The sequence below is a fragment of the Novosphingobium sp. 9U genome, from assembly GCF_902506425.1.
Taxonomy (GTDB): Bacteria; Pseudomonadota; Alphaproteobacteria; order Sphingomonadales; family Sphingomonadaceae; genus Novosphingobium.
The window spans coordinates 953,315-977,746 of sequence record NZ_LR732469.1 but is presented as its reverse complement, the minus strand read 5'-3'; the positions used below and the strand labels follow the sequence as shown (position 1 = coordinate 977,746).

The following is a 24,432-nucleotide window of genomic DNA, read 5'->3' as shown; positions in this document are numbered from 1 at the left end:
GGCTCGGCGCCAAGCTGCGGACCCATGTCGAGCTACCCGCACAAACGGGTACCCGCAGTGGCACTGGAGGACCTATCTTTATGCAGTGCGGTATGCTGCTGGTCGCCTAGAGGGGACTCGTTTAGATGGACATCTCTGGTATTCCCTCATGAGCCGAAAACCGCTGCCCCGACGCATCCTGTTCGTGATGGCGACAGATCACGAATATCGCGAGCATCTGCGGGCGCGCATACAACCCCTGATCACCGGCGTCGGCCCGATAGAGCCGGCGATCGGCACAACGATCGGGCTTGAGCAGCTTCGGATCGCGAACGAGTTGCCCGACCTCGTCGTCTCACTAGGGTCTGCCGGCTCCCGCCGCTGCGAACTTGGTGGTGTGTATCAGATCGAATCCGTATCCTGGCGTGACATGGACGCATCGCCGATTGGAATCCCGACTGGAGTCACGCCGTTCGCCGACCATCCTGCGCTCATGGTTCTGCCGACGCCGCTAGCCGGCGTACCGAACGCCAGCCTTTCCACGGGTAGCGATATTGTCGTGGGAGATCGCTATGCCGCGGTCGATGCTGACTTGGTCGATATGGAGACCTTTGCGGTGCTGCGCGCGTGCCAGCGGTTCGGCGTACCGATGATGGGGCTGCGTGGCGTATCCGACGGTCCTGGCGAGCTTAATGGAGTGAGCGGATGGACGGGGCTCCTGCCGCTGCTGGATGAGCGTTTGGCGGCTGTAGTAGATCTTTTGATCCTTTCGGGAACGCCGGAGTAGGCGTTGAACCCTACCGCTATTGTGGCGCGGCTTAACGAGCGACCACTCTCGCGAACAGTCAAGCCGCCACGAGTGTCGGCCTATGTGGGGCCGTGCCGCCGCAGACCTGTCGCTTCGCCTCTGCCCGCCTTCCAGATATTATCGGAGAAGCTCGCTCACCAGCGACGGCTTCTTCGCGATCATGGCGAGCAACACCTGGGCGGGGCCGGTGGGGCGCCGCCGACCATGCTCCCAATTCAACAGCGTGCCCTTGGCGACGCCGATGCTGCGCGCAAACGCGCCCTGCGACAGCCCGGTGCTGGCCCGGATCGCGGCGACATCGACCGCAGGCACCGCGACCTTATGCACACGCGCGCCGGTCTGGTTGCCCTGTGCAAACTCCAGTGCCTCGTTTAGACCCTGCTTGATGCTCTCATAGGCACTCATCATGCTTCTCCATAACTTGCCACCAGCATCTTGCTAAGCGCAACCAGTTCGGCTTGCTCGGCTCTGGTCAAGTTGTCCTTCTCGTTTTTGGCAAACACCGTGACCAGGAACAGCGGGACATGCGCACCACCAAACACGTAAATGGTCCGGTAGCCTCCACTCTTGCCGCCACCTTCTCGAGCCATACGAACCTTGCGCAGCCCGCCGCCAAGGGACACGCCGGACGCTGGATTGGCAGCAACATAGTCTATCAGCGCAATCCGTTCGTCATCAGACATGATCGCCTTCGCGCGTCGCACGAACTCAGGCAACTCCACGACGCATTGAAGGAAGGTCATCGGCCCCATCTATGCGCCATTGGCGCATAGGTCAATGACGTACTCCCTCTAGCGGTCACTCTGTTGCCGCACCGTCAACGTTCGTTACGGGCATATACTTGAGACACGGTAATCTTTCCTGTGCCGGAGCAGGTCTGTGGTAATCGCGGTCGCTCGGCCAGGTGAACAAACGTCCGCTTCTGAGAACCTGCCGAGTGTTGTTGAACGTCCGGAACTGTGAAGAAATCGGGCACCGTCAGGTGTACGATATCCTCCAAAGCAGGAAGCCTCGGGCCACATACGGTAGCTATGGGGAAAGCGGTTTTTGCCAGGTCCTCGGGCGAGTGCGACGGTAGTCGATCGGGGTGTCGAGCGCCGCCCGCGGAGTAGATACAGCTGTCATCTCGTCCTGCCGCTCACTGTGGGCGCGGCGCTGATCAGGTCTCGACATGGTGCCAAGGCGCGGCGGCGCGAGCGGCATTGACGCTGGAAGCAGGACGACAGCGTAGTTGCGGCCAAGCCATGCCGGGTCATGGCGCGATCTTTCCGGTCGGCAGGGTGGTGCGAGGAGGGGCTCGCGGCTGTTGCCAGCGCTCGAAGGTTTCGATGACGACCATGTGCCCGCCGCAGCAAGGACAAGGCGGGCGGACATCAGGTAGGTCTTCGGGAGTGTCGGGAGGCGGCGACGCGATACCTAGCAACTGGCGGGCGCGAGCGAGACTGGTCTTGCGGGCAGAGCTGGCGAGCAGGCCGTAGTGGCGGATGCGGTGGAAGCCCTTGGGCAGGACGTGAAGCAGGAAGCGGCGGATGAATTCGTCGGCACTCAACGTCATGGTCTGCTGGCAGTCGGCTCCGTTGCGACGGTAATCTTTGTACCGGAAGGTCACCCCGTCATCATCGATGCCCACAAGGCGACTGTTCGAGATCGCAACCCGGTGTGTGTAGCGCGACAGATAGGCGAGGACGGCCTCAGGTCCGGCAAACGGCGGCTTGGCATAGACAACCCAGCTCTTCTTTCTCACCGGGGAGAGATGGCGCAGGAAGGCGCGTCGGTCGGCGAGGTGCTCCAAGCTGCCGTAGAAGGCGATACGGCCAGCCTGATGCAGTGCCAGCAGCCCGGTCAGGAACAGACGGCGGAATAGCTTGCCTAGGACCCGCACCGGCAGCAGGAACGCCGGACGCGACGATATCCAGCGCGAGCCATCCCGGGCGATGCCGCCGCCCGGCACGATCATGTGGATGTGCGGATGATGCGTCATCGCCGAGCCCCACGTGTGAAGCACGGCGGTGATGCCGATGCGGGCGCCCAGGTGCTTGGGATCCGCCGCGATCGTCATCATCGTATCGGACGCCGCCTTGAACAGCAGACCATAGAGCGCGGCCTTGTTGTGGTAGGCGATGTCGGCGATCTCGCTGGGCAGCGTGAAAACGACATGAAAGTAGATGGGGTGGTTGCCGCCCTCCCCAGACGGCATCGCAATGTGCCAGGTTGGTGGCGTTGGGGCCACTGAGCGGAAAGGACGGCAACCGTGATAAAGGATACGATGATCGGCGTAGATTTGGCAAAATCTGTTTTCCAGCTGCACGGCGCATCGATGACCGGACAGCCGAAGTTTCGAAAGAAATTGTCTCGGCAGGGTTTTGCTGAGTTCATGGCCAAGCAGCCTCCCAGCATTGTAGTCATGGAAGCGTGCGGCAGCGCGCATTACTGGGCGCGCGAGATGAGCAGGCGCGGCCATGAGGTGAAGCTGATCGCTCCGCGTTACGTGAACGGCAGAAGAACGACGCGGCGGATGCCGAAGCTATCGTGATCGCTGCACAGCGGCCGGAAATGCGTTTCGTCGAGCTCAAGTCTGCGGAGCAGCAAAGCCGTACCATCCTGTTTCGCGCTCGAGAGCGGCTGGTCCACCAGCGCACGGAGCTGGTGAACGCTCTTCGAGCGTGCCTCTACGAATTTGGCCATGTCGTTCCGCAGGGAATTCACCAGCTCGGCAGGATCAAAGGCATCCTGGATGGACCAAACAGCGACCTGCCCGAACTGATGCGCGAGGAGTGCGGCGATCTGATGAAGCAGATTGCCGAGAAGATGTTCCGCATCGATGCCCGGACGGCGAAGATCAAGGCTCTCGCAGCTGAAGCGGATACTGCGCGGCGCTTGCAGACAATCCCGGGAGTTGGTCCGTTGACCGCACTGGCTGTCGAAGCCTTTGCTCCACCTATGGAGAGTTTCCGCTGCGGCCGCGACTTTGCCGCCTGGCTTAGCCTCGTCCCGCGCCAATTCTCCTCGGGCGGGAAAGAACGGCTCGGTCGGGTATCGAAGGCGGGGCAGAGCGATATCCGGAGACTTCTGATTATCGGAGCAATGTCGCGCCTGAATTGGCTCGGCCGAAAATCAATTCCGGAAGGCTCGTGGCTGGCACGCATCGCGGCGCGAAAGCCAAGGATGCTTGTCGCGATCGCCTTGGCCAACAAGATGGCGCGAACAATCTGGGCTATGTTGACGAAAAACGAGGATTACCGAGATTCGGCGCAGGCAGCCGCAGCATGATCGACATGCCGCTAAAACTACCTGACGCCGGATAAAGGGGGTGTGAGAAGGCGACGACCCGAATGGGCACAATGATCGAACAGATCTGGATGAGGAAAACCAGCCGGTTGGCATGAGCGATAAAGCTCGGAAAGTAGATTTGGACCTGATCCGCAGATCACCATACTGGCCCGCGGCTTCTGCAAATGCCGCATAGAAAGGCCTGACAGAAGACCGCACTCGATCACGCGCGCATTCGATCAAAACCCTCTTGCACACCGGGCGGCAACCACAGAAGCCGACCGGCAGCAGATCGGCCTCACGCGCTTCGAGCCACGTGCGCGCGGCGCCACCCTGGCACCGCGGGCAGTGACGGTTGCGGATGCCCGCTGCCTCGGTCGCTTCGCAGACGGCTCGGTGCAACTGCCGTGTCGAGATCGGGTCGGTGTAACTGCGCCCAGGGAAAAGCCAGCCATGCGGCAGCGGGACGCTGCGCCGCTTGCCCTCGCGCCACCACAGGCGCAGTAGCTCGAGCAGCTGGGGCGAGAGCATGGCGTTGCGGTCCTTGCGCCCTTTACCCTCTTCGATGCGGATCAGCATCCGCTTGCTGTCGATATCGTCGGCCTTGAGGTGCGCGACCTCCGACACACGCAGGCCGGCACCATAGGCGACGCCGAGCGCCGCCCGATACTTGATGCCCGGTGCCGCCTCGAGCAGCTTTGCCACCTGCTCGACGTTCAGTACGTTAGGCACCTTCCTGGGACGATGCGCCAGCACCAGGCGCCGGGAGAGGTCAGGTCGCTCAAGCGTCACATCGAACTTCGAACCGCAACGCCGATACAGAGCCGTTGATGATGGACTCTCCACACCGTGCTCGCGCTGGTGAACCTGGAAGCGGCGACATCCTCCGCAGTCGCTTCATCAGGCGATCGCCGCAGGGAAGCCGCGAAGGCGCGGACTTGACGAACATAGTCGTGCTGGGTGCGCGACCTCATCGCCCGCATCGTCATGTCGTCGAGCATGCGCTGACGTAGCGAAAAAATGGCCGGTCAATCGGGAAAGCCGTCATCGTGGAGGTCCTTGTGCTGAAGGATCTCCATCGTCCGCTGCTATCTACCCCTCGCCAAACCTCAACGTACCAGCGCTACCTCAACGCCCCGCACCCCTGCCGCGCAGGGGCTTCGTGCTGTGGGTCTGCGCAGAAGCGCAGGGAAGGGCAGCCATTCTCGCCGTCAGTGGTCAGTCTGCTACGGTGCCTTCGACGTGGAAGGCGCTGATCTTATTGCCATCGAGATCGCGAAAGTAGCTCATGTAGAATGGTGAGCTGTCTCCTCCTCGTTTGCCCGGCCAGCCTTCGTCCCTGCCCCCAAGCTGGACCGCTAGCGCATGGAAGGCGTCGACAGCTTCAGCGCTGCCGAGCGCGAACCCGATCATTGTGCCATTGCCCACTGTCGCCGGCATCCCGTCGTAAGGACCGAGCACCGCAAACGTGATCTTCCCGTTCGCGCCATAGACCTGGCCACCGGACGGATGCTCGAACAGAGGCTTGAGTTCAATCGATCCAAGCAGGTGATCGTAGAAGCTTCTCGCCGCCTTGAGGTTGTTTGAACCGACGGTCGCGTAGCTGACCATACCACCTTCCTGATCGTTGGCTAGGCCAACCAGCTAACAGCTAAGCGGTCCGGAGCCAATCAGGAGCTGAATAAGCGACCGAAATTGAGAGCCGGAAGCGAGCGCTGAATGTCGCCTCCTGATTGGGCGCCGGAGAGCGTCAGCTTTGGCGCTAGTGGCCGATGGGGTTACTTCTCGCAACCACGTTCGCGTGCCGTGCGAACCAAAGCCAGGAACCGTGATCCTTTATGTAGATGTTTGTGTAGCGGCGCTTGAGCGGGACGACACCGTAGGTGCGTCCGAGTTCGCTCTGCGGAGTGGGCGTGAAGATTTCACTTCCCATAACCACCCCAACGTCGCCACTTACCTTGACGCTCTCGACGGTCCGGTCGAAGTTCTCGGCACCGATCTGGCCGCTGCGCATCATCTCGAGGAATTGCTCCCGGGTAAGTACCCGATTGGTCGGCGCGTTGATCGTTAATCCTGGTGCGGATAGCGCGGCTAACCGCGTCACGTCGGCCTTTGCAACCATATCTTTTTGTTCAAGGTCGAGCTTGGCTAGCGCCGCTTCGCTGCTGTCAGCCGTACCCGGCCGCGCAGCGGAGGGAGCTGAAGTCACTGCGCCAAACAGGATCATGAGACAAAGTGAAAGACTGCGCATTGAAGGCCCCTCGGTCCGTTATTTACCTGCTTGCATCCAAAATCGTCTGACAGCAACGCGCTTCCACACCCATCCTGAAGCGCCAAGCCACCTTCGACGCCTGCGCCTGAGCGCGGTGACGCCCTTACGCCTGTGTGGCTGTTCTCGCACGCGGATAGCTCCCTTGGGGAAGCGAAATCCTGAGGGCTGTTACGTCCCGGATCGATCGGCTGGTACCATCCTAGCGGCTACCCTGTAACAATGACAAATCGGGCAGTTTACAAGCACTTCCAGATAGGCTGTTGAGAGACACTTACGGAGCGCCCCCTTGTGCTTCGCAGGGGACAATGGTGAGACGCTCGGTTTCGCTGCTGATTATCGCGGGTTTGCTGCCAGTTGTCGCACTTGGCGGCGCGTTCGGCGCCGCCACATTTAGAAACGAACGACGCTCAATTGAGCGGCAGGCGCAAACAGACGCTCGGTTCGCGGCGGCGCTCATCTCCCTCAAGCTCCGGACCAACTTAGAGGCCGTCGAGATGGTCGCGCAATCCCCGGCCTTCGATAACGCGGTGGTGGATACCGACCGCTTCGTCAAACTCGCGCGGCGTATCATCGCAACTCGGGGTAATTGGCGTACCCTGTCGGTCTCCGACACGCGCGGCCAGCGGCTCATCGATGTTCCTGAGCCGATTGGTGGGCTTAAGCGCGGCCGGGTGGTTGAGATGGCGAGTTGGCGTCGTACGATGACCAGTGGCCAGCCGCAGATCGGCGACGTGGTAAGGGGACCCAAGGGTGGGCTCGCCTTCGCGGTGCGCGCTCCGATCATACAGGCGGGTACGGTCCGGTATATCGTTTCTGGGGTGTTGCCCGCTGATCGGCTGAGGCAGTTCCTGGAATTCGAACCACTGCCCCATGGATGGATCGCATCGGTCATCGACGGTGCAGGTCAGGATGTGGCGACGACAGGCGACCGCCTACATCCACGCACGCAAGGGTCCGTGGTCGAGAGTTGGGCGCCAGTCGCTGGGACACCTTGGAAGGTTCGCATCACGACGCCCGCCCAAGCATTCTCAGCCCCACTCCGCAGTGCAGTCCTGCTTCTGTCGGGCGCCGTTGTGCTTTCCCTGCTGCTTCTGGCTGTACTTGCGCGCTTGTTGGCTACTGAGGTCAAACAGATGCGCTTACGAGAGGCGTCTGAGCTACAGAGACAGCGGATGGAGGCGCTTGGACGCCTCACTGGCGGCGTGGCCCACGACTTCAACAACTTGCTGACGCCGATCGTCGGTGGGCTCGATCTGATCCGGAGGCGCGTCGATGACGAACGCACTCTCCGCTACGTCGATGCAGCAGCGACAAGTGCTGATCGCGCGAAGGCACTTGTGGGCCGTCTGTTATCCTTCTCACGCCGGCAATCCCTAGCGCCTGAAGCTGTAGACCTCGGTACCTTGCTTGTTGGGATGACGGATCTGATCGAGGGCTCACTCACACCTGCAGTCTCATTGAATATACAGGTCCCGCCAAGCCTCTGCCCTGCGCTTGCCGACAGAGGACAGCTCGAGCTCGCAATCCTGAATCTTGTGATCAATGCGCGCGACGCCATGCAGGAGGGAGGCGCGCTCAACATTCAGGCGGGCGAAGCAACGCGCGAGCAAACCGCCGTCCTGGGATGCGCCAAGGGCGTTTTTGTAGAAGTTGCCGACAATGGTGCGGGGATGGATGAAGCAACGCTCAAGCAAGCTATCGATCCATTCTTTACGACGAAGCCTCCGGAGCGGGGCACCGGCCTTGGCCTTTCGATGGTACACGGCTTTGCAGCACAATCCGGTGGCATGCTTCAGCTCGTCAGCAAGTCAGGGGAGGGCACCATTGCCCGGATCGTCCTCCGCTGCAGCGCGGAACGTGATCAGACGAGAGCCGCAGAGGACTCGTCCATCTCGCTCGCGAACGCCCGCGTTCTTCTGGTTGATGACGAGGAGCCCGTGCGGCGAGCGACGGCTGAGATGCTTAAGAGCGCCGGCCACGACGTCATCGAAGCACCGGACGTGGATTCAGCACTTCGGGTCCTGAGGGCCGTACCGGACATCGACGCGGTGATTACCGACTTCATCATGCCGCGACGTTCCGGGGGTGAATTGATCCAGTCGCTGCGGTCGCACTGGCCTACGAAGCCAATTCTTCTCATCACAGGCTATGTAACTGCGGAGGAGGAGCTTCCACGCGGCGTCCCCAGGCTCATGAAGCCGTTCAATTGCGACGAGCTTCTTCGGGCGCTCACGCGTGCCATCAGGAGCGATCGCTAGGCGGGCCTTCCTGTAACGAATCGACTGCGCGCGAGCTTCTACGTCGAGCTGCCACTTGATCGTGCTCCTCGGCCGAACCCTGCTGACTCGGCGCGGTCAGGTTGTCGCCATCGATCACGCTGGCAGTCCCGGTGAGGTTTACGCGGGCGCGCGTTGAGCGTACCGCGATGGTATATCACGGACGATTATCGGGCCGTTGATCTCATCCGCACTTGGTAGCGGTATGTGGTCTTGGGCATCGTCTCAGCGGCCGCGAAAGCAAGCGCGCCACAATGGGGTAAACTCATGAGCTGGCTTGCACGTGGCGAAAGTTGGACCGCTCAGAGCGAGGATGCCAGGGAAGACGGCGACATCGACTACGCAGGTCGTCCACTCCGCCTCCTTCAGGCGTTTGCAAGGCAATACCTAGATCCTCAGCCTTGACGATAGCGATTTCTATCGCACTCGGCTGACCCACTCACTTGTGGTTGCGCAGATCGCCGGTGGGATCGCGCGCCAACTGGCCAAGCTGTTCCTCGGGCATGCCGCGACGCGCGTTTTGCCCGACGGAGCTATGATCCAGGCGCTCGGGTGCAGTCATGACCTGGGCCATCCGCCTTTTGGGCATGGCGGCGAGGTGGCGCTCAACTACTGCATGCGCAACCATGAAGGCTTTAAGGGGAATGGCGAGACATTGCGGCTCCTCGCGCGCCTCGAAAGCTTCCCGCAAGCTGCCCGCGCCAATCTGACGCGGCGCACACTGCTTGGCGTGCTCAAGTACCCCCACTAGTTTTCAAGCCGTGGCCAATCCCGCGATCGCGCCTGCCCTCGTCGTGGGCTCGACCGCGGTTCAGTTGCTCGATTTGAACGCCTGCAAACCGCCCAAGTGCTACCTTAATGGCGAGCAGGACGTAGTCGAATGGATCCTTGATCCTCTTGCCGCGGGCGAGCGCGAGCAGTTCCGGCAGTTAGGAGCGAGGGCAGGGGGGCATGGCAAGACGAAGCATAAGTCGCTCGACTGCAGCATCATGGATGTCGCCGACGACATCGCCTATGGCGTTCACGATCTCGAGGATGCCATCGCTCTTGGGCTAATTGCGAAGGATGTGTTCGCTGCTGCGGTCGCCGAGCGATGTCCTTCATTTCTGGACGCCGTGAAGGCCAAGTACCCTGGCGAGAGCCGCAACGACGTATTCCCCCGAATGGTGGATGGCCTATTTGGTGGCGAGGGCGAGCGCAAGCGGTACAGTAGCCGCCTGCTTCACCACTTCATCACCGCCGTGTCGTTCGAGGAACATCGGGCGTTTGCCGAGCGCCTGACCCGGTAACGCATAACGCTCGCGACGGCGCAGCGCGAGTTCCTGAAGGTACTACAAGATCTCGTGGTTCTCCAGGTGATCCGCTCACCTGAGGTGCAGCATCTCGAGTTTAAGTGGCGGGCATGGTGGTGGCCGTATTCGAGGCCTTGCAATCCAATCCCGAAAGGTTGCTTTCTCGTGACGCCCTCATGCGCTTCGAACCGGGTGCGGGCATGCGGGCGATCTGCGACCACGTCGCATCGATGACCGATACCCACCGCTGAAGATCTTGAACCCCTGTTTAGCTCTCGCACAGGCTCCGTACTCGACAAGTTTTTACAGTCGAACACGCGGTGGCGCGGAGGAGAGCAGCGGACGAAGATTTTTTGCCACTTACTCGCCAACTGCACCGGAACCTCTTGCGCAAACATGCGATCTTCTTCACCGGATGTATTCGCAGCAATAATCCCACCGAGAGAGTGCCTCATCCATGTCAGATGTCGATACCCAGCCCGATGTTGCCGCACTCACAGTACAGCTGCTCAGCGCTTACCTGAGCAACAACTCCGTTCCGTCCGGAGACTTGGCTGACCTCATCCGCTCGACACGAGATGCACTGACAGGTGAGGGCGCCGCTGCGGTCGCGGAGCCTGAGGTTCACACCCCTGCAGTCTCGGTGCGCAAGAGCCTGGCATCGCCTGAGCACATCATCAGCCTGATCGACGGCAAGCCCTACAAGACTCTGAAGCGGCACTTGTCCTCTCACGGCTTGACGCCGGCGGACTACCGGAGCCGTTATGGTCTGCCCGCAGACTATCCGATGGTTGCCCTCGCCTATTCCGATCATCGCCGAACGGTCGCGCAGCGTACTGGGTTGGGCAGCAAGCGTCCAAAGCCTGATGCAGGCGCGATTGACCTCGCGCTTCCTGATGCGGAGATCGCGCCTCCGGTCGTCGAGGAGCCGAGCGAAGGCAGCAAGCCCAAAATCAAGCCGCAACGAGCGAAAACGAAGTCGAGCGCTGCAGCTGTGCAGGAGGCCCCAACAGCGGATCTCGATGCGCCGCTTGAGGATCAACCCGCGTCGGGTGAGCCGGCGCCATCACAGGCAGCTGCGGCAGAGGAGAACACGGGCGTAGCCGCGGCCCAAGACACTCAGGCCCCCGCCAGCGGATCGGCGGCCGACGCAGAAACGAGCACCAGCGGCACAGGAGCGTCGGAGACAAAGGCGCCCGAGACGAAGGTGGAAGACAAAGCCGGTGCAAAAGCGCCAGCAAAGAATTCCGCAGCAAAGAACGCGAAGGCGTCGGCCAAGGGCCGTAAGGCGCCTGGCAATCAGAAAGCCGAGGCCGCTGCTTCTGAGGACGTGACCTCCGCTGCTGTTTCGCCAGATAAAGGCGACGAACAGAAGCCGAAGCGTCGCGCCAAGATCGGATTGTTCACAAAGCTAAGCTCAAGTGACGCCGAGCAGACAGCCGACGCAGCGAGCTCTGCCGAGGTGCCGCCCTCCGAAGAAGCTTCAGAGGAGACCGGGAGCCCCTTGGAAAGTGCACAGGCACCTGCTAAGCGAAAACGGTCCCCACGTATGGCTCGACCCGCTAGGTCCAATCAACGACCGGAAGAAACCGGCGAGGAGCTCCCGGAAGCGTAGGCGATAGCAAGCTGGAGAAACAAGCCGTCAGTGGTGCTTGGTGAGCGGTAGCGCCAACCTCCAGGGCCATTCTCCCAGGGGACACAGGAGCGAACTGGGGCAAAGCGCTTAACAGCTCTTTTGGGGCAAGATCACGGTGGTCGATCCACCACTTGGCATCCTGAACCGCGCTTGCAGCGTGGACGGCGGCTTCGCCTATCGCGCTGCTAACGAAGGTGGCAAGTCGCTGCGTCCGGGTGGTTGCCGCCCAGCTCACCTGGCGTTCGCTGCCAACCAGTGCGCGAAGCTCGAGGTGACAACCGTTGCGCTGTCGCGCGAGGCAGCCGCGGCCCGCTCGAGTCGTCACCGGTCGGCAAAGCAGCTGCGGCAGTGGGTGGTAGCCAATCAGCGCACCTTGCGTTGGCGCTTGCTGGCAAACTCGTCGATGTGATGATTCTGCATATGTCCGCAGGCGTGCGTGTTGCGCTGATTTATGCCCTCATGATGCCGGCAGTCCGCTTGGCTGCAACGAGCTTGAGTCCAGGTGAGTCATACTTGCGGTTAGATGCCAGCGAAGGTTGTTCTCGTCGTCGCGAGGCCGGTCTAGGCCCGATAACAACGTCCAGGGGCGCAAGTTCAGCGGATCGCCACGACCCTCACGTGCCGCTCCAGCCACCTTCTTCCAAGCGGGATCGTTCGTCCACGCGGGCAGCCCTCGCGCAAGGCAGGGCAAGGCAGACGCGTTCGGCGAGCGACAATCTCGCTTCCGCCGTGACGGCCCGCAAGCGCCCGGCCAGCTGCGCCAGCGCCTTGTCCACCGGCACCACGGTGATGGTCAGCGGGTCGAGCATGTTGTCGGCTTCGCGCTTGGGCGTGCCGGCGTGGATAAAGAGGCTGATAACTTCGGCATAGTTGATCGCGCTGATCCGCGCGCCGGCGGTTGCGCCCGCGCCCTTGGCCGCGCCACGCTCACCCTTGATCATGGCGAGCAGCGCCGAGGCATCGAGCACGACCTCGCTCATTCGCCGCTGTCCTCACGGCGCTGCGCCAAGAAGGCATCCACCGAGCTGTCCGGATTGTCGCTGGTGTATTGCCGGGCGAGTGCCTGCGCACGTGCCACTGCTTGCGCGGCTGTGCGCAGCACGACACCGTCGTCGGTTTCGTCCAGGTACACCACGCCGCCGCTGGCCAGCCCCAAACGCTCGCGGATGTCGGCCGGCAAGCTCATGCGTCCGTTGGTCGTTATGTTCACTTTGATGGTCATCGGACACTCACGGTTACAACTCGATATTGCGAGGCCTTCTTGTAGCCGTGCGGCATTAAGCGGCGATGGCTCGGTGGTATGGCATAATCTCGAAGAAGGGAGACCCGCCCTGCTCCGTACCACACATCACAATGCACTTTCCATAATCGGACATTATGGTATATACAGCAGAGTTATTGTTGAGAACAGAACGGCAGGGTAGGGCGTGAGTCACGAGAGCACGGATGAGCCAGAGAGCTCCGATCATGACAGCATCAAGGCGAAGAACCATGATCAGCCGAATGGGCTAGAGAGTGCGGCTGACGGAGCGGAGGTGGCCACTGCGCCCAATTCTGCACACGGTGTCAGCACGACGACTATCGTGGTCCGTGGCGCCGGTCCGTTACCGCGGCGGCACGCGCGCCGTGCTCATGCGCTCACGCCCGATCAGCGCCTGATCGCCACGCTCGGCAGAGCCGCGCCCGCTGATCTACCGCCCATTAGTCAACTTGGTCTCGAGACTGCGCTCGAGGCAATGGCGCCGGCCTCCAAGCTCGCGATCGCCGCGGACCTCGATTGCTGGATCGCGTGGTGCGCCCATGAACATCGCCGGCCGCTTCCCGCAAATCCGGAGGACCTGGTGCGCTACCTGCGCGGCCTGGAGGCCGATGGCAAGAAACCGGCGACGCTGACTCGCCGGGTCGCCAGCCTTGCCACAGTGCATCGCATGCTCGAGCTCGGTGGCGAGATGCGGCCGACCTCGGCACCGATGGTGCGCAATGCCCTTCGCGCCAATCGCCGCCGCATCGGAGCGGCGCAGCGGCAAGCGGCGCCGTTGCGGTTTGGCGGAGAGCTCGGTCAAGCGCGAGGGTTCACGATTTCTGCCCTGCTTGCGGCGTGCAGCGGTGACGTCCAAGGAATGCGCGATGCCGCCCTGCTCTCGCTTGGCTACGATGCAGGCTTGCGAGTAAGCGAGCTGACTTCCGTGGAGATCAAGGACCTGCGGCCGCAGCCCGATGGCACCGGCCTGCTCCACCTGCCGCGTTCGAAGACCGACCAGGAGGGGCTCGGGGCGTGGGCCTGGCTGTCGGCGGACACGATGCGCCGGATAGCACTTTGGCGCTCGGAGAGCGGGATCGATGAAGGGGTGCTGTTCCGCCGTGTCGGTATCGACCGGCGCAGACAGCGCGCCAAGGAGATCGCCGATGCACGATGGGGCGAGGCTTCGGAAGATGCGGTGCTGCTCGTCACGTACACCGTGGGCGATCGCCCGCTTACGCGTCAGGGCGTGACGGCGATATACCGGCGCATCGCCCTCGCGGCGGCGCACGCCGGCTTGGTCGACCTGCCTGCGGGTGAGTTGGACGCCCATATAGCGGCGCTGTCGACGCACTCGCTTCGCGTCGGGCTCACCCAGGATCTGTTTGCCGCCGGCGAGGATGGTGCGGGTATTGCGCTGACTCTACGCTGGTCCTCACCCTCTACCGCGTTACGGTACGGACGCCAACTGCAGGTGCAGAGCGGCGTTGCAGCGCGCGTTCTCGGACGCATCCGCTCCTAAACGGGACGATGAAGACGGCACACCTCACCCAAGTGGTGTCGTGGATTGGCCTTCCTTAAGGCACAGAACAGGTGCCCTGTCGACCGGTGCGGCCTCATCCACGCTATGGTGCGCCGGTGCGAAGGACAGGCGATTGCGATGGGGCCATGGACATCGGCATTGTTGACGTTCAGGTCCATCCACGCACTCGCAGCGGATGATGCGCTTGCCGGAATGAGCCGTTGTGCGCATGCGAGCACGCCTTCACTCACCATCCCTATTAGACACCAGCGAGTATCAGCGACCCCGCCATCGGCGAACGCGACATCCGCAAAGAAGCCCATGGACTCATCGGTCCGCGAGGTGACGCTGCGGTTGCTGACGATGTTCTCGCCTGCTGCTTGTGTCATCGAGGCTGGAGTTCCGTCCAAGCCGAGCGAGACAATGCCCGCCTCTGCCATCGCCAGGAACTCACTGGCCTCGACGCTGCGGTTGCGTTGGCATCCGCCCATAGACTCAACCGCACAGACGCCGACGGGCGAGAAGGCTCGGGCGCAGCCTTCGGCGACTGACCAGGCGCATCCCGCTTGGTTGAGCCCTCTCGGGCCCTGCGGAGGCGCTGACATCCATTCTCAAGGAGGTTCGCTTGTGCGCAAGGGCACCTGCTAACGCCTGGCATCAGATGGTGAGCCTCGTAGCACGGTCCTAGCCGCTCAACGGCCTCCCGAACAGCCGGGGGTCATCGTTAGCCTCTCTCGGCTCTCGCCTGTTCGATCCTTGAGGTACGCGTCGGGTACTTATAACGGTGGGAACGTGTATGCCACCATCGCACCCTCCCGCTATTCTACCGGTTGTACCATGCTGATGAATGCCCACGCAGGTGGCATCGATCGTCACCAACTCGCGATTGAATAACTGGAAATCAGTGCCGGCAGCCCGTTCGAACCTCGGCCTTGCGCTACCGGATGATCCAATTGTACCAGCTTGTCAGTGGCGCGTAGCGCTCCGAGATTGCTGCCTATGTCGCACCGGAGCGGAAGCGCCACATGATGCCGTTCGCCACCACCCAAACATCCGCTCGAGCCACTCGGCGCGGCTTGTTGGGCAACAGCGGCTCGGTTATCTCCCATTCTCGATCTGTCAGTCATACCGTCCGATAGTCTTGCAATGCCGGAGAGCCCGTGGATCTCCGCGCGATCTCAATCCCAAGACGTGCCATGAGTTTACGCGCTAGAAGAACATAAAAGGAAGCACGCAAGTCACCATGCGCTGCCTGCTACCATCAAGGAAAGCTCACCGGGCCTAGATGAACTCCGCTCCATTCCATGCACGGATTACGAAGAACTAACGGCCAGCGAGCTATCCTGATGAAAACCAAAGACCTACAGCTTCAGCCCGCTAGCGCCGGGCTGCTCCACCAGCCGCACTCGGCGAAGGCTGGGAACGTCTCCTGACTCGGGCATGGCCCTCGGCGAGTACGAAGGCCGCTACTAGTCTGACCATTCCCTGCTGTCCTACTGCCCAATGCTTGCGAGCGGATGGGCGCCGTTCCACCACAAGCCGAGCTTTTCTTTTGTCCGAGCGTCGATTGTGCCAGCGTAAGGCTGCGCGTCACGCAAGTCGAAGATCTCGGCCTTTCTCGTGAGGAAATCTTCGACAGTTGCCGGCTGGTTTGGGTCGAGTACGACACCCTGTGACTTCATGATCTTGACGATGCCGTAATATCCGGCACCCGCAGACAGGATCTCACCGTGCACATCACAATCTTCGCTGCACAGCCAGGCGACCGCCGGTGCTACGTGGTCAGGGTCGGCCAGGCGCATCACCTGTGTCGGGATCAGGCCATCGGTCATCTGGGTGCCAGCGAATGGTGTGATAGCATTCACAAGCACGTTCGACCTGAGGCCCTCGTTCTTAAGAGACACCATGAGCCCAACGATGCCCGCCTTGGCCGCTCCGTAATTTGCCTGCCCAAAGGCTGATCCAAGGCCCGATGCCGAACTGGTCACCACGACACGACCGTAATTCTGCCCCATCAAGTGGCCCCAAGCGGCCTTGGTCACGTAAGTCGTGCCAAGCAGATGGACACGCACGACATACTCGAAGTCGTCCATGTCCATGTCGATGAACGGCTGGTCGCGCAAGATGCCGGCATTGTTGACCACGATGTCCAGCCGGCCAAAATTGTCGAGGGCAGCTTCGACGATTCGTCCCGCCCCAACCTGATCGGCGACACTCTCGTTCGCCGCGGCTGCTTCGCCACCTGCATTCTGGATTTCCTGCACGACGGCGGCTGCAGTGGACGGGCCGCCAGATTGCGGCGCGAGATCGTTGACGACGACTTTGGCACCGCGATCAGCCAGAAGTCGCGCATAGCTTCGGCCGAGCCCAGTGCCTGCACCGGTCACGATCGCCACCCGACCGTCGAACGAAATTGCCATGTCTGCCTTGCTCCAAATACGCACGCCGCCACTGGAACGGCGATGAGTTCAGGGATCCGCGATCAGAACTCGATGACCGCCCGGATCGCCTCGCCACGGCGCATCAGTTCGAAACCTTCGTTGATACGCTCAAGCGGCAGCCGATGAGTGACCAGGCTGTCGACGTCGAGGTGTCCGTCCATGTAGAGGTCGACGATTCCAGGCAGTTCGGTTCGAGGGCGAACATCGCCCAAAAGCGATCCCTTCCATGTTCGCCCTGACAGGATGGCAAACGAGGGCACTTGCACCGGATTGTCCATTCCGGCAGCTCCGACCGCAACGCTAACTCCCCAGCCGGGCCGAACCGTCTCAATAGCCTGCAGCATGAGTTGAGGGATGCCAACGCACTCGAAGCTAAAGTCTGCACCGCCGCCGGTCAACGCTTGCAGGTGGGCTACAAGATCGCAGTCTATCGTTTTCGGGTTCACACAATGCGAGGCCCCGAATTGTTGGGCGATCTCCAGCCTCGCAGGATTGATGTCCACCGCTATGATCTTCGTTGCGCCGGCCATCCGGGCAGCCTGCAGAATGTTGAGACCAACCCCACCGATGCCGAACACGGCAACGCTCGACTGCGGCCGCACCGCAGCTGTCTTGAAGACAGCACCCACCCCGGTGATCACGGCACAACCTGCACAGCAGACGGTCCCGAACGGTGCGTCGTCCCGGATTTTTACGACGGCAATTTCCTTTACCACTGTGTGGTTGGCGAAGGTGCTGACGCCCGAGTACATGAAGATCGGCTGCCCGTTGCGGCTGAACGGCGTCTCGGTCCTGGAGAAGCTGGCGAAGGACTCGCTGCACAAGTTGGTCCGGCCCGAAGTGCAGGCGGCGCACTGGCGGCACTCAGGAATCGAAACCGGAATCACGTGATCGCCGGGCTGCACCGACGATACTCCCGGTCCAACCTCCAGCACGACCCCGGCGCCTTCATGGCCGACGATTATCGGATAGGGATAAAGCGGCAGGTCGCCGCTGATCTGGTGCCAATCCGAGTGGCAGAGACCGCTCGCGCGGATCTCGATCAGCACCTCGCCCGGCCCAGGGCCGCGCACATCGACCATGTCGACTTCGAGCGCATGCCCCGGTTCCACGCAGATCGCAGCCCGCGTCTTCATCGCGCTGCTTCCACTCTTCGGTCGTTGATAGTGCCAGGCTTCACAGCGCGGTCATGACCGTCTTGGTCTGCATGAAACCGTGCAGACCCTCAATGCCGTTCTCGCGGCCCCAGCCCGACTGCTTGTACCCGCCGAACGGAGCTCCAGGGCTCAGAACCAGTTGGCAGTTCACCCACACGGTTCCGGCCGCGATGCTGTTGGCGATCAGCTGCGAACGACCGATGTCGCGCGTCCACACCGCAGCGGCGAGACCATACTCGGTGTCGTTGCCGATCGAGAGAGCCTCTTCCGGGTCGTCGAAGGGAATGGCGGTGATCACGGGACCGAAAATTTCGTCACGCACCACGACCGAGTCCGGCCGTGCGTTGGTGATGACCGTCGGCTCCACAAAATAGCCACGTTCAAACGGTAAACCGCCGCCCAAGACCTGAGCGCCCTCGTCCCTGGCCACGTCGATCATGCCGCTGACGCGCTCCAGCTGCTTCGCGGAAATCAACGGACCGATCTGCGCCTCCGGATCAAAGCCTCCGCCCAGATGCAGGCTGCGGCCAACTGCCGCCATCCCCTCGACCACCTGATCGTACACCGAGCGCTGGACCAGCACGCGAGTGCCGGCGATGCAGACCTGCCCGGTGTTGTAGAAGGTGCCAAGCGCAGCGCCGGGGATCGCCTTGGATAGATCGGCATCGTCGAAGATGATCGAGGGCGACTTGCCGCCGAGCTCCAGCGACACCTTCTTGAGGTTGCCGGTCGCGGCGTTCGCGATGAGCTTGCCGACCTCGGTTGATCCGGTGAAGCTGATCTTGCTGACGTCGGGGTGGTTTGCGAGTGCCGCACCGGCGATGTGGCCGTGCCCGGGAACGATGTTGACCACGCCGGCCGGAATGCCGGCTTCGATCAGCAACTCGCCAAGCATGAGCGCGCTGAGCGGGGTTTCTTCGGACGGCTTCAGCACGCAGGTGCAGCCCGCCGTCAGTGCAGTCGCGACCTTCATAGCGGCCGAAGCAAAGGGGCCGTTCCAGGGCACGATCAGCCCAGCTACGCCGAGCGGTTCCTTGCGCGTATAGGTGTGGAACGGCGCGCCCGGTTCAGAGATTTCGATCGTCTCGCCGTTGATCTTGTCGCACCAGCCTGCGTAGTGCCGGAAGAACTTGGCGGCATAAGTGGTGAAGAACGCGGCGAGCGAAGCCGGTGCCCCGTTGTTGAGTTGCTCGACAGCCTGGATCTTGGCAGCGTCACGTTCGATGAGGTCGGCCACGCGCCACAAGCGCCGCGACCGCTCCTCGGCGCCCAAGTTGAGCCAGCGACGATCGTCAAAGGCGGCCTTCGCCGCCGCCACGGCAGCGTGGATGTCGGCCGCGCCACCGGCAGGAGCGCGCGCGATCACCTCGCCGGTGGCCGGATCACGCACATCAAGCCAATCTTGCGTGCTGCCGTCGAGCCACTCGCCGTCAATCAACATCTTCCAATCGCGCGACGCCATGCGGACGGCAGCTTCACGCGATTGTAGTGGGGAATGCACGTTCATGTTCGCTTCCTTGGCTGGTTGCGCGCGCGACGCTAGGCGCGGGCCGTTTGGCTGGTTCTTCTCGTGCAGTTCAAGACAGCTACGGTTCGCCTGGATTGCCTGACGCGAACCGCGAAGGGCTGATCTGCGCGCGGTTCACTCTCCCTTCCTCTTTGGGAGATGCCCCACGAGCAAGTTGTCGATGACCAATTCAGCGCACTCCTGAATGCTGCTCTTCGCCAGCTAGCTCCACGGATATGCTTCTTGGCATGACGCACTAACACTCGCGAGGGTCGATGGCGGTCGCTAAGCCATATTACAAATGCATGCAGCGAGGTGGTGCCACCGAAGAGATAAAAAAGGCGCTGCCACCCCAGGAGCAGTATACATATGCAATAAGGCGGATGAGCCCCGGCACGGCTCTTGCCGATTACGATACAAGCCGTGAACATGAGGGCCGATAAGGTGCGACCAGCGCCACAGGGGGAGTGAACAATGTTCAGGCAATTTTCTACCGCTACTCTAGCGGGTGCGTTCTCAATCACCTTACTCAACTCGACCTGCGCCTTTGCGGCGCAAGATCAAGATTCGGCGGCAGCGCCAATAGTCGAAGATGAGATCATCGTAACCGCGCAGCGCCGGGAGCAATCACTTCAGCAGGTGCCGATCGCTATCACAGCGCTGGCGGCAGACACACTGTCATCGGGCGGCGTTTCAGCAGTATCGGATCTCGACCAGATGACGCCTGGCCTTGTATCCACCACGTCGGCAGGCGCGCCTCAGCGGTATCTTCGCGGCGTTGGCGCTCAGACAGTAGCGTTGTATGAACAGCCGGTCGCCACCTATGTCGACGGCGTCTACATCGCTTCTTCCTCCGGCTCGGTTTTCAGCTTCAACAACATCGAACGCGTTGAAGTCCTGCGCGGGCCGCAAGGCACGTTGTTCGGCCGTAACGCTACTGGCGGCGTCATCCAAGTCGTGACTAAGAAGCCGAGCGATGACCCGGAGCTGCGGGCCAAGGCAGCTTACTCGAGCTACGAAACCGTCGAGCTGAATGCTTACGGCAGCAACAGGATTAGCAACGGCGTCGCTGCTAGCATCGCCTTCTACTTACGCAATCAAGGAAAGGGGTATGGGACAAATCTGTTCACTGGTAAGCGGGTGAACTCCGAGGACGACGTTGCCCTCCGCGGTCAGTTGCTCATCGAGCCAACAAGCAACTTTTCCTTGAGATACGCTGGAGACTACGTCGAGCAGGAGAGCGATTTCGGATTGGCTCGCTACGTGATCCCTGGCGCTCGCAACGCACTAGGCGCAACAAGGGTCGGCGGATTTCAGGATGTAAACTACAACTATGATGCGACGGGCAAGAACTCGCAGTGGGGCGTGTCTCAAGACGCCCTCCTCACGCTCGACACCATCAGCATCCGAAGCATAACGGCTTATCGCAAGTACAAGTACTTCGCCGACTACGACACTGATGTCACGACATCTAACATCTTGAATGCTACGCGCCACGAGAATGGCAAAACTTTCCAGCAGGAATTTCTTGCATTCGGCTCGGCAGGACAACTCGACTGGACCGCAGGACTCTTCTACTTTAGCATGGATAGCATCCAGGATCCTGTAGCGACCTTCGGCGCCAACGCCGCCGGCAACTTTGACCGCTTCAGCGTCGCGTCAGTCAAATCTTACGCAGCTTATCTACAAGGGACATATAGGGTAACCGACAAGCTGAGCTTGACTGCCGGCGGACGCTACACGATCGACAAGGCCAAGTTCAACGGTGAGTTCATCTCGCGCCCGGGCTTTCCTGGCGGTGCAGGACAGATACTGCAGGTCGCGATTGATCGCAGCTTCGAGACCAAGAAGCCAACGTGGCGCTTCGCCCTGGATTATCAGGCCACACCCAACCTCCTGGCTTATGGCTCGGTCAGCCGTGGGTTTCGTTCGGGCAGCTTCAACAATGGCTCTCTGACGCAAGACCCCACTCGACCGGAGGTCCTCGACGCGTACGAACTAGGTCTTAAATCTGAGCTGTTCGACCGGGTGGTGCGTTTCAATATCGCGGCCTTCAAATACGACTACAAGGACCTGCAGCTCAACTCGGTCAACCTTCCCGCAATCCTTATCCTGAACGCGGCGAGCGCCAAGATTAAGGGTGCCGAGATCGAGATGCGTGTTGCCCCGCGGATCAGCACCGGCTCGCTGAACTTTGGAGGCGCTGTCACGCTGCTCGATGCCAAGTACGGTGACTTCCCAAACGCCCAGTACTACCTGCCCAACCCGTTTACTGCACCGCCTGCCGGACTGACGTGCGCGACGGCGTTCTCGGGAGCCCCGGGCGGCAACACGAACTGCACATTTAACGCGAGTGGAAATCGTATGATCCGATCGCCGAAGTGGACGCTGAACCTCAATGTCGACTATAGCGTGCCCGTGTCGTTCGGTGAGTTGGGCTTCCACGCCAACTACTATCACAACGATGGCTTCTACTGGGAAACGTCCAATCGCGTTCGCCAGGCTCCATATGATATAATCAACGGAGACATCTCGCTGAAGCTCGAGTCCGGTGTGGAACTTAGCGTTTTCGCCAAGAACATCACCAATGAGAAGTACTATTCCTCGGTAAATGAATCGGGCGTTGGTGATGTCGCAACACCGCAAGCGCCGCGCATTTACGGAGTGTCGCTGGAATATCGTTTCGGCAGTTAACGGGCCGTGACGGCGATGATGTCGTCATGCGCTTCCGATGCGGTCGAGCTCATTTTCGAAGGAAGCGCAATGAGCAAAGTTACGGGTACCTGCAGCCTCTGCGAGGCGAGTTGCGCGGCCGTCATGGACGTTGAAGAGGGCCGCATCGTCCGCGTGCGGCCCGACCCCGAGGACGCTCTGTCGGCAGGGTTCATCTGCGCCAAAGGAGCCGCGATTCCGGAAATCGAGGCAAACCCTGCACGCCTCGATGGACCGCTGCTGCGACGCAATGGCGTGTTGGAGCCGGCCACCTGGGAGGAAGCCTTTCGCTTCATCAGTGACCGTCTGCAGGCGGTTCACGAGCAGCACGGGCGCGACTCCGTGGCCGTCTATGCCGGGAATGGACTTTCCCATAATCTGGGCATGCAGACGTACATCGGTGATCTCATCCGTGGGCTCGGTACCAAGAACCTCTTCACCGCCGGGACATTGGATCAGATCCCGCGTCAGGCCGTCTCTGCGTTGCTCTACGGCAGCGCCTCTTCAGTTACTATTCCTGATCTCGATCGTAACCAGTTGCTGTGGATCATCGGAGCCAACCCGGCCGAGTCGAACGGCAGCCTCATCACCGCGCCAGGCTTCCTGCGCCGACTGCAGGCGATCCAGGAGCGCGGCGGGCGTGTGGTTGTGATCGATCCGCGTCGTACAATGACGGCGAAGCGAGCTAGCGAGCATATTGCGATCCGGCCCTCTGCCGACGCCGCCTTCCTGGCCGCCGTGGCGCACGAACTCCTGCGGCTCGGCCCCGTGCCCTCTAGGGCCCTGTCGCTGTGCGGCGACCTGAGTGATCTCTCGGCCATGTTGGCACCGTTCGCACCTGAGGCGGCCGCGGGGCACTGCGGGATAGATGCAGACACTATCAGGCGGCTCGCCAAGGAACTGCGCGATACCCCCTCTGCATCGCTTTACGGGCGAATGGGCACAACGACGCAGGTCTTCGCTTCACTGGTGTGCTGGCTGATGGACATCGTCAACATTCTAGCCGGCAACATGGATGCGATTGGCGGCGCGATGTTCTGCACCCCCCTTTTCGCGCAGGATAACACCATCGGGACGCCGGGAAGAGGCAAAGGTATGACCTTCGGGCGCTGGCGATCGCGCGTCCGGCAAGCACCCGAAGTGCTGGGCGAGTTGCCGACTGCGTGCCTCGTCGAGGAGATCGAAACGCCTGGTGAAGGACAGGTGAAAGCCTTGTTCGTTGCTGCGGGCAATCCCATCATTTCCAACCCGAATGCGGCGGACGTGAGCAGAGCCTTGCGGTCGCTTGACCTGCTCGTATGTCTCGACATTCACGTCAACCAGACGGGCTCCCTGGCGGATGTCGTCCTCCCTAGCCCGCCGCGGCTGGCGAAGAGCAACTACGATGTTATGTTCTATCAATTCGCGGTACGGCTCTACGGGCGCTACACGCCGGCGTACCGGCCACTCGAGCCTGACGAGCGCAGCGATCGCGAGATCTTGCTCCGACTGGCGGCGATCGCCCGCCACGAAGACCCGGCGAACTTCGAGGATCACGAGCGTGAGGGTTTGCTCAAGCAAGTAGAGCGCGAGGTTAACCGCGTTGGCTCACGCATCGAAGGCCGCGATCCCTTAGAAATTGTCGCCATGCTCGAGCGCTTGTCCCCGCAGGAGCGCAAGCTCGACTTCGCGTTCCGCATCGGCCCGCATGGCGACGCATTCGGTGCTCGTGCCGGAATAACCTTTGAAACGGTGCGGCACGCTGAACACGGCCTTGATCTCGGCCCCCTGCAACCGCGCTTGCCTGAAGTGCTGCGTACGCGCTCTGGCACAATCGAGTGGCGCCAGCCGTTCGTGGCGGACGAACTCGCCCGGTTAGATGATTGGCTCAAGGCCGAGCAGCCACGCTTCATCATGGTTGGGCGGCGCCAGCTGCGATCCAACAATAGTTGGATGCAGCATATTCCGAGCCTCCAGCACAAGACTCGGAAGTGCCGCTTGCAGATGAATGATGGCGACGCGCTCGAGCTTGGCCTGGCTGATGGCGACCTTGCCTCGGTGTCCACGGGATCTGGTCAGATCGAAGTCGAGGTTGCCGTCACGGAGGATATCGCCTCCGGGGTGGTTTCCATGCCTCACGGGTGGGGCCCAGGACCCAACGGGACGATCACGAATCCTGCGGTGCAGGGCGCGAACATCAACACGCTCACCGACGCACAGGCAACCGATCCCCTTACCGGGACTGCGTGCTTGAACGGCTATGCCGTCCAAATCACGCCAATCCTTGCCTTGCACGATCCTCAGGTCGGACCAATGACCGCATGAGATGACATGAGCCTGG

The 24,432-nt window shown here is 61.5% G+C and carries 24 protein-coding genes and 2 pseudogenes; 12 read left to right on the top strand and 14 right to left on the bottom strand.

All coding sequences use genetic code 11. The annotated features are described in order from the left end of the window. Window positions 1-148 precede the first annotated feature (148 nt). On the top strand, window positions 149-766 hold the full coding sequence (locus tag GV044_RS04450) for a 5'-methylthioadenosine/S-adenosylhomocysteine nucleosidase (protein ID WP_159866000.1): 618 nt from the start codon (window positions 149-151) through the stop codon (window positions 764-766). 138 nt (window positions 767-904) lie between these two features. On the opposite strand, the gene nadS is transcribed toward GV044_RS04450, so the two are convergent. The 3 genes from nadS to GV044_RS04435 form a co-directional block, all read right to left on the bottom strand. Then, window positions 905-1,192: a NadS family protein gene (gene nadS / locus GV044_RS04445; protein WP_159865997.1), complete on the bottom strand. Its 288-nt coding sequence runs from the start codon at window positions 1,190-1,192 to the stop codon at window positions 905-907. After that, the gene (locus GV044_RS04440) at window positions 1,192-1,530 is read right to left on the bottom strand and encodes a type II toxin-antitoxin system RelE/ParE family toxin (RefSeq protein WP_159865992.1); all 339 of its coding nucleotides are present in this window, start codon (window positions 1,528-1,530) and stop codon (window positions 1,192-1,194) included. Before GV044_RS04440 ends, nadS begins: the two co-directional genes overlap by 1 nt. A 509-nt stretch (window positions 1,531-2,039) precedes the next feature. Further along, complete coding sequence (locus GV044_RS04435; RefSeq protein ID WP_371741608.1) at window positions 2,040-3,173, bottom strand: transposase; 1,134 nt, start codon at window positions 3,171-3,173, stop codon at window positions 2,040-2,042. Here GV044_RS04435 and GV044_RS22690 point away from each other — a divergent pair. Both GV044_RS22690 and GV044_RS04430 read left to right on the top strand, forming a co-directional pair. Further along, complete coding sequence (locus tag GV044_RS22690) at window positions 3,105-3,320, top strand: hypothetical protein (RefSeq protein ID WP_371741617.1); 216 nt, start codon at window positions 3,105-3,107, stop codon at window positions 3,318-3,320. The genes GV044_RS04435 and GV044_RS22690 overlap by 69 nt on opposite strands. Beyond that, window positions 3,317-4,057, top strand: coding sequence for an IS110 family transposase (locus tag GV044_RS04430; RefSeq protein WP_371741568.1), 741 nt, complete (start codon window positions 3,317-3,319; stop codon window positions 4,055-4,057). Before GV044_RS22690 ends, GV044_RS04430 begins: the two co-directional genes overlap by 4 nt. 273 nt (window positions 4,058-4,330) lie before the next feature. Here GV044_RS04430 and GV044_RS22060 read toward each other — a convergent pair. The 5 genes and pseudogenes from GV044_RS22060 to GV044_RS04410 form a co-directional block, all read right to left on the bottom strand. Further along, a pseudogene (locus GV044_RS22060) lies at window positions 4,331-4,417 on the bottom strand (transposase zinc-binding domain-containing protein); the annotation flags it as partial. A gap of 54 nt (window positions 4,418-4,471) precedes the next feature. Next, window positions 4,472-4,762: pseudogene (locus tag GV044_RS22055) on the bottom strand (tyrosine-type recombinase/integrase); the annotation flags it as partial. A gap of 83 nt (window positions 4,763-4,845) precedes the next feature. Continuing rightward, the gene (locus GV044_RS22050; RefSeq protein ID WP_236554930.1) at window positions 4,846-5,031 is read right to left on the bottom strand and encodes a hypothetical protein; all 186 of its coding nucleotides are present in this window, start codon (window positions 5,029-5,031) and stop codon (window positions 4,846-4,848) included. 244 nt (window positions 5,032-5,275) lie between these two features. Continuing rightward, complete coding sequence (locus GV044_RS04415) at window positions 5,276-5,668, bottom strand: VOC family protein (protein ID WP_159865989.1); 393 nt, start codon at window positions 5,666-5,668, stop codon at window positions 5,276-5,278. Between the two features lie 151 nt (window positions 5,669-5,819). Next, window positions 5,820-6,284, bottom strand: a complete 465-nt coding sequence (locus GV044_RS04410; protein WP_159865986.1) for a nuclear transport factor 2 family protein — start codon at window positions 6,282-6,284, stop codon at window positions 5,820-5,822. 353 nt (window positions 6,285-6,637) lie between these two features. On the opposite strand from GV044_RS04410, the gene GV044_RS04405 reads away from it, so the two are divergent. From GV044_RS04405 to GV044_RS04390, 6 genes are all read left to right on the top strand, one after another. Continuing rightward, window positions 6,638-8,587 carry an ATP-binding protein gene (locus tag GV044_RS04405; protein ID WP_159865983.1) on the top strand — a complete coding sequence of 650 codons (1,950 nt, stop codon included), beginning with the start codon at window positions 6,638-6,640 and terminating at the stop codon, window positions 8,585-8,587. 463 nt (window positions 8,588-9,050) lie between these two features. Beyond that, window positions 9,051-9,356 (top strand): HD domain-containing protein, encoded by a 306-nt coding sequence (locus GV044_RS22045; RefSeq protein ID WP_236554700.1) that lies wholly within the window; start codon window positions 9,051-9,053, stop codon window positions 9,354-9,356. 10 nt (window positions 9,357-9,366) lie between these two features. Beyond that, window positions 9,367-9,894 (top strand): hypothetical protein, encoded by a 528-nt coding sequence (locus tag GV044_RS22040; RefSeq protein ID WP_236554697.1) that lies wholly within the window; start codon window positions 9,367-9,369, stop codon window positions 9,892-9,894. 113 nt (window positions 9,895-10,007) lie between these two features. Continuing rightward, on the top strand, window positions 10,008-10,148 hold the full coding sequence (locus GV044_RS22035; RefSeq protein ID WP_236554929.1) for a hypothetical protein: 141 nt from the start codon (window positions 10,008-10,010) through the stop codon (window positions 10,146-10,148). Window positions 10,149-10,354: 206 nt separating this feature from the next. Continuing rightward, the gene (locus GV044_RS04395) at window positions 10,355-11,512 is read left to right on the top strand and encodes a MucR family transcriptional regulator (RefSeq protein ID WP_159865980.1); all 1,158 of its coding nucleotides are present in this window, start codon (window positions 10,355-10,357) and stop codon (window positions 11,510-11,512) included. A gap of 178 nt (window positions 11,513-11,690) precedes the next feature. Further along, on the top strand, window positions 11,691-11,942 hold the full coding sequence (locus GV044_RS04390) for a hypothetical protein (RefSeq protein WP_159865977.1): 252 nt from the start codon (window positions 11,691-11,693) through the stop codon (window positions 11,940-11,942). A 205-nt stretch (window positions 11,943-12,147) separates the two neighbouring features. Here the strand turns inward: GV044_RS04390 and GV044_RS04385 are convergent, their stop codons facing one another. Together GV044_RS04385 and GV044_RS04380 are read right to left on the bottom strand one after the other, a co-directional pair. Next, window positions 12,148-12,513: a PIN domain-containing protein gene (locus tag GV044_RS04385; RefSeq protein ID WP_371741567.1), complete on the bottom strand. Its 366-nt coding sequence runs from the start codon at window positions 12,511-12,513 to the stop codon at window positions 12,148-12,150. Beyond that, window positions 12,510-12,755, bottom strand: a complete 246-nt coding sequence (locus GV044_RS04380; protein ID WP_159865974.1) for an AbrB/MazE/SpoVT family DNA-binding domain-containing protein — start codon at window positions 12,753-12,755, stop codon at window positions 12,510-12,512. The genes GV044_RS04385 and GV044_RS04380 overlap by 4 nt, the downstream gene beginning before the upstream one ends. A gap of 514 nt (window positions 12,756-13,269) precedes the next feature. Here GV044_RS04380 and GV044_RS04375 point away from each other — a divergent pair. After that, a complete protein-coding gene (locus tag GV044_RS04375; RefSeq protein WP_159865971.1) occupies window positions 13,270-14,295 on the top strand; it encodes a tyrosine-type recombinase/integrase in 1,026 nt (341 codons plus the stop codon). A gap of 997 nt (window positions 14,296-15,292) precedes the next feature. On the opposite strand, the gene GV044_RS22685 is transcribed toward GV044_RS04375, so the two are convergent. From GV044_RS22685 to GV044_RS04355, 4 genes are all read right to left on the bottom strand, one after another. Then, entirely contained in the window at window positions 15,293-15,418 is a 126-nt protein-coding gene (locus GV044_RS22685; protein ID WP_371741607.1) for a hypothetical protein, read from the bottom strand. 370 nt (window positions 15,419-15,788) lie between these two features. Continuing rightward, window positions 15,789-16,691 carry an SDR family NAD(P)-dependent oxidoreductase gene (locus tag GV044_RS04365; RefSeq protein ID WP_236554695.1) on the bottom strand — a complete coding sequence of 301 codons (903 nt, stop codon included), beginning with the start codon at window positions 16,689-16,691 and terminating at the stop codon, window positions 15,789-15,791. An 86-nt stretch (window positions 16,692-16,777) separates the two neighbouring features. Beyond that, window positions 16,778-17,872 (bottom strand): zinc-binding dehydrogenase, encoded by a 1,095-nt coding sequence (locus tag GV044_RS04360; protein WP_159865962.1) that lies wholly within the window; start codon window positions 17,870-17,872, stop codon window positions 16,778-16,780. A gap of 40 nt (window positions 17,873-17,912) precedes the next feature. Next, the gene (locus GV044_RS04355) at window positions 17,913-19,400 is read right to left on the bottom strand and encodes an aldehyde dehydrogenase (RefSeq protein ID WP_159865959.1); all 1,488 of its coding nucleotides are present in this window, start codon (window positions 19,398-19,400) and stop codon (window positions 17,913-17,915) included. 474 nt (window positions 19,401-19,874) lie between these two features. Here GV044_RS04355 and GV044_RS04350 point away from each other — a divergent pair, with 474 nt between their 5' ends. Further along, complete coding sequence (locus GV044_RS04350; RefSeq protein WP_159865956.1) at window positions 19,875-22,094, top strand: TonB-dependent receptor; 2,220 nt, start codon at window positions 19,875-19,877, stop codon at window positions 22,092-22,094. A 69-nt stretch (window positions 22,095-22,163) separates the two neighbouring features. After that, a complete protein-coding gene (locus GV044_RS04345) occupies window positions 22,164-24,416 on the top strand; it encodes a molybdopterin-dependent oxidoreductase (protein ID WP_159865953.1) in 2,253 nt (750 codons plus the stop codon). The last annotated feature ends 16 nt before the right edge of the window (window positions 24,417-24,432 follow it).

Coding starts and splice junctions, on each gene's coding strand:
- GV044_RS04450 (WP_159866000.1), top strand. CDS start 149: ATGAGCCGAAAACCGCTGCCCCGACGCATCCTGTTCGTGATGGCGACA.
- nadS (WP_159865997.1), bottom strand. CDS start 1,192: ATGAGTGCCTATGAGAGCATCAAGCAGGGTCTAAACGAGGCACTGGAG.
- GV044_RS04440 (WP_159865992.1), bottom strand. CDS start 1,530: ATGACCTTCCTTCAATGCGTCGTGGAGTTGCCTGAGTTCGTGCGACGC.
- GV044_RS22690 (WP_371741617.1), top strand. CDS start 3,105: ATGACCGGACAGCCGAAGTTTCGAAAGAAATTGTCTCGGCAGGGTTTT.
- GV044_RS22050 (WP_236554930.1), bottom strand. CDS start 5,031: ATGAGGTCGCGCACCCAGCACGACTATGTTCGTCAAGTCCGCGCCTTC.
- GV044_RS04415 (WP_159865989.1), bottom strand. CDS start 5,668: ATGGTCAGCTACGCGACCGTCGGTTCAAACAACCTCAAGGCGGCGAGA.
- GV044_RS04410 (WP_159865986.1), bottom strand. CDS start 6,284: ATGATCCTGTTTGGCGCAGTGACTTCAGCTCCCTCCGCTGCGCGGCCG.
- GV044_RS22035 (WP_236554929.1), top strand. CDS start 10,008: ATGGTGGTGGCCGTATTCGAGGCCTTGCAATCCAATCCCGAAAGGTTG.
- GV044_RS04395 (WP_159865980.1), top strand. CDS start 10,355: ATGTCAGATGTCGATACCCAGCCCGATGTTGCCGCACTCACAGTACAG.
- GV044_RS04385 (WP_371741567.1), bottom strand. CDS start 12,513: ATGAGCGAGGTCGTGCTCGATGCCTCGGCGCTGCTCGCCATGATCAAG.
- GV044_RS04380 (WP_159865974.1), bottom strand. CDS start 12,755: ATGACCATCAAAGTGAACATAACGACCAACGGACGCATGAGCTTGCCG.
- GV044_RS04375 (WP_159865971.1), top strand. CDS start 13,270: ATGGCGCCGGCCTCCAAGCTCGCGATCGCCGCGGACCTCGATTGCTGG.
- GV044_RS04360 (WP_159865962.1), bottom strand. CDS start 17,872: ATGAAGACGCGGGCTGCGATCTGCGTGGAACCGGGGCATGCGCTCGAA.
- GV044_RS04355 (WP_159865959.1), bottom strand. CDS start 19,400: ATGAACGTGCATTCCCCACTACAATCGCGTGAAGCTGCCGTCCGCATG.
- GV044_RS04350 (WP_159865956.1), top strand. CDS start 19,875: ATGTTCAGGCAATTTTCTACCGCTACTCTAGCGGGTGCGTTCTCAATC.
- GV044_RS04345 (WP_159865953.1), top strand. CDS start 22,164: ATGAGCAAAGTTACGGGTACCTGCAGCCTCTGCGAGGCGAGTTGCGCG.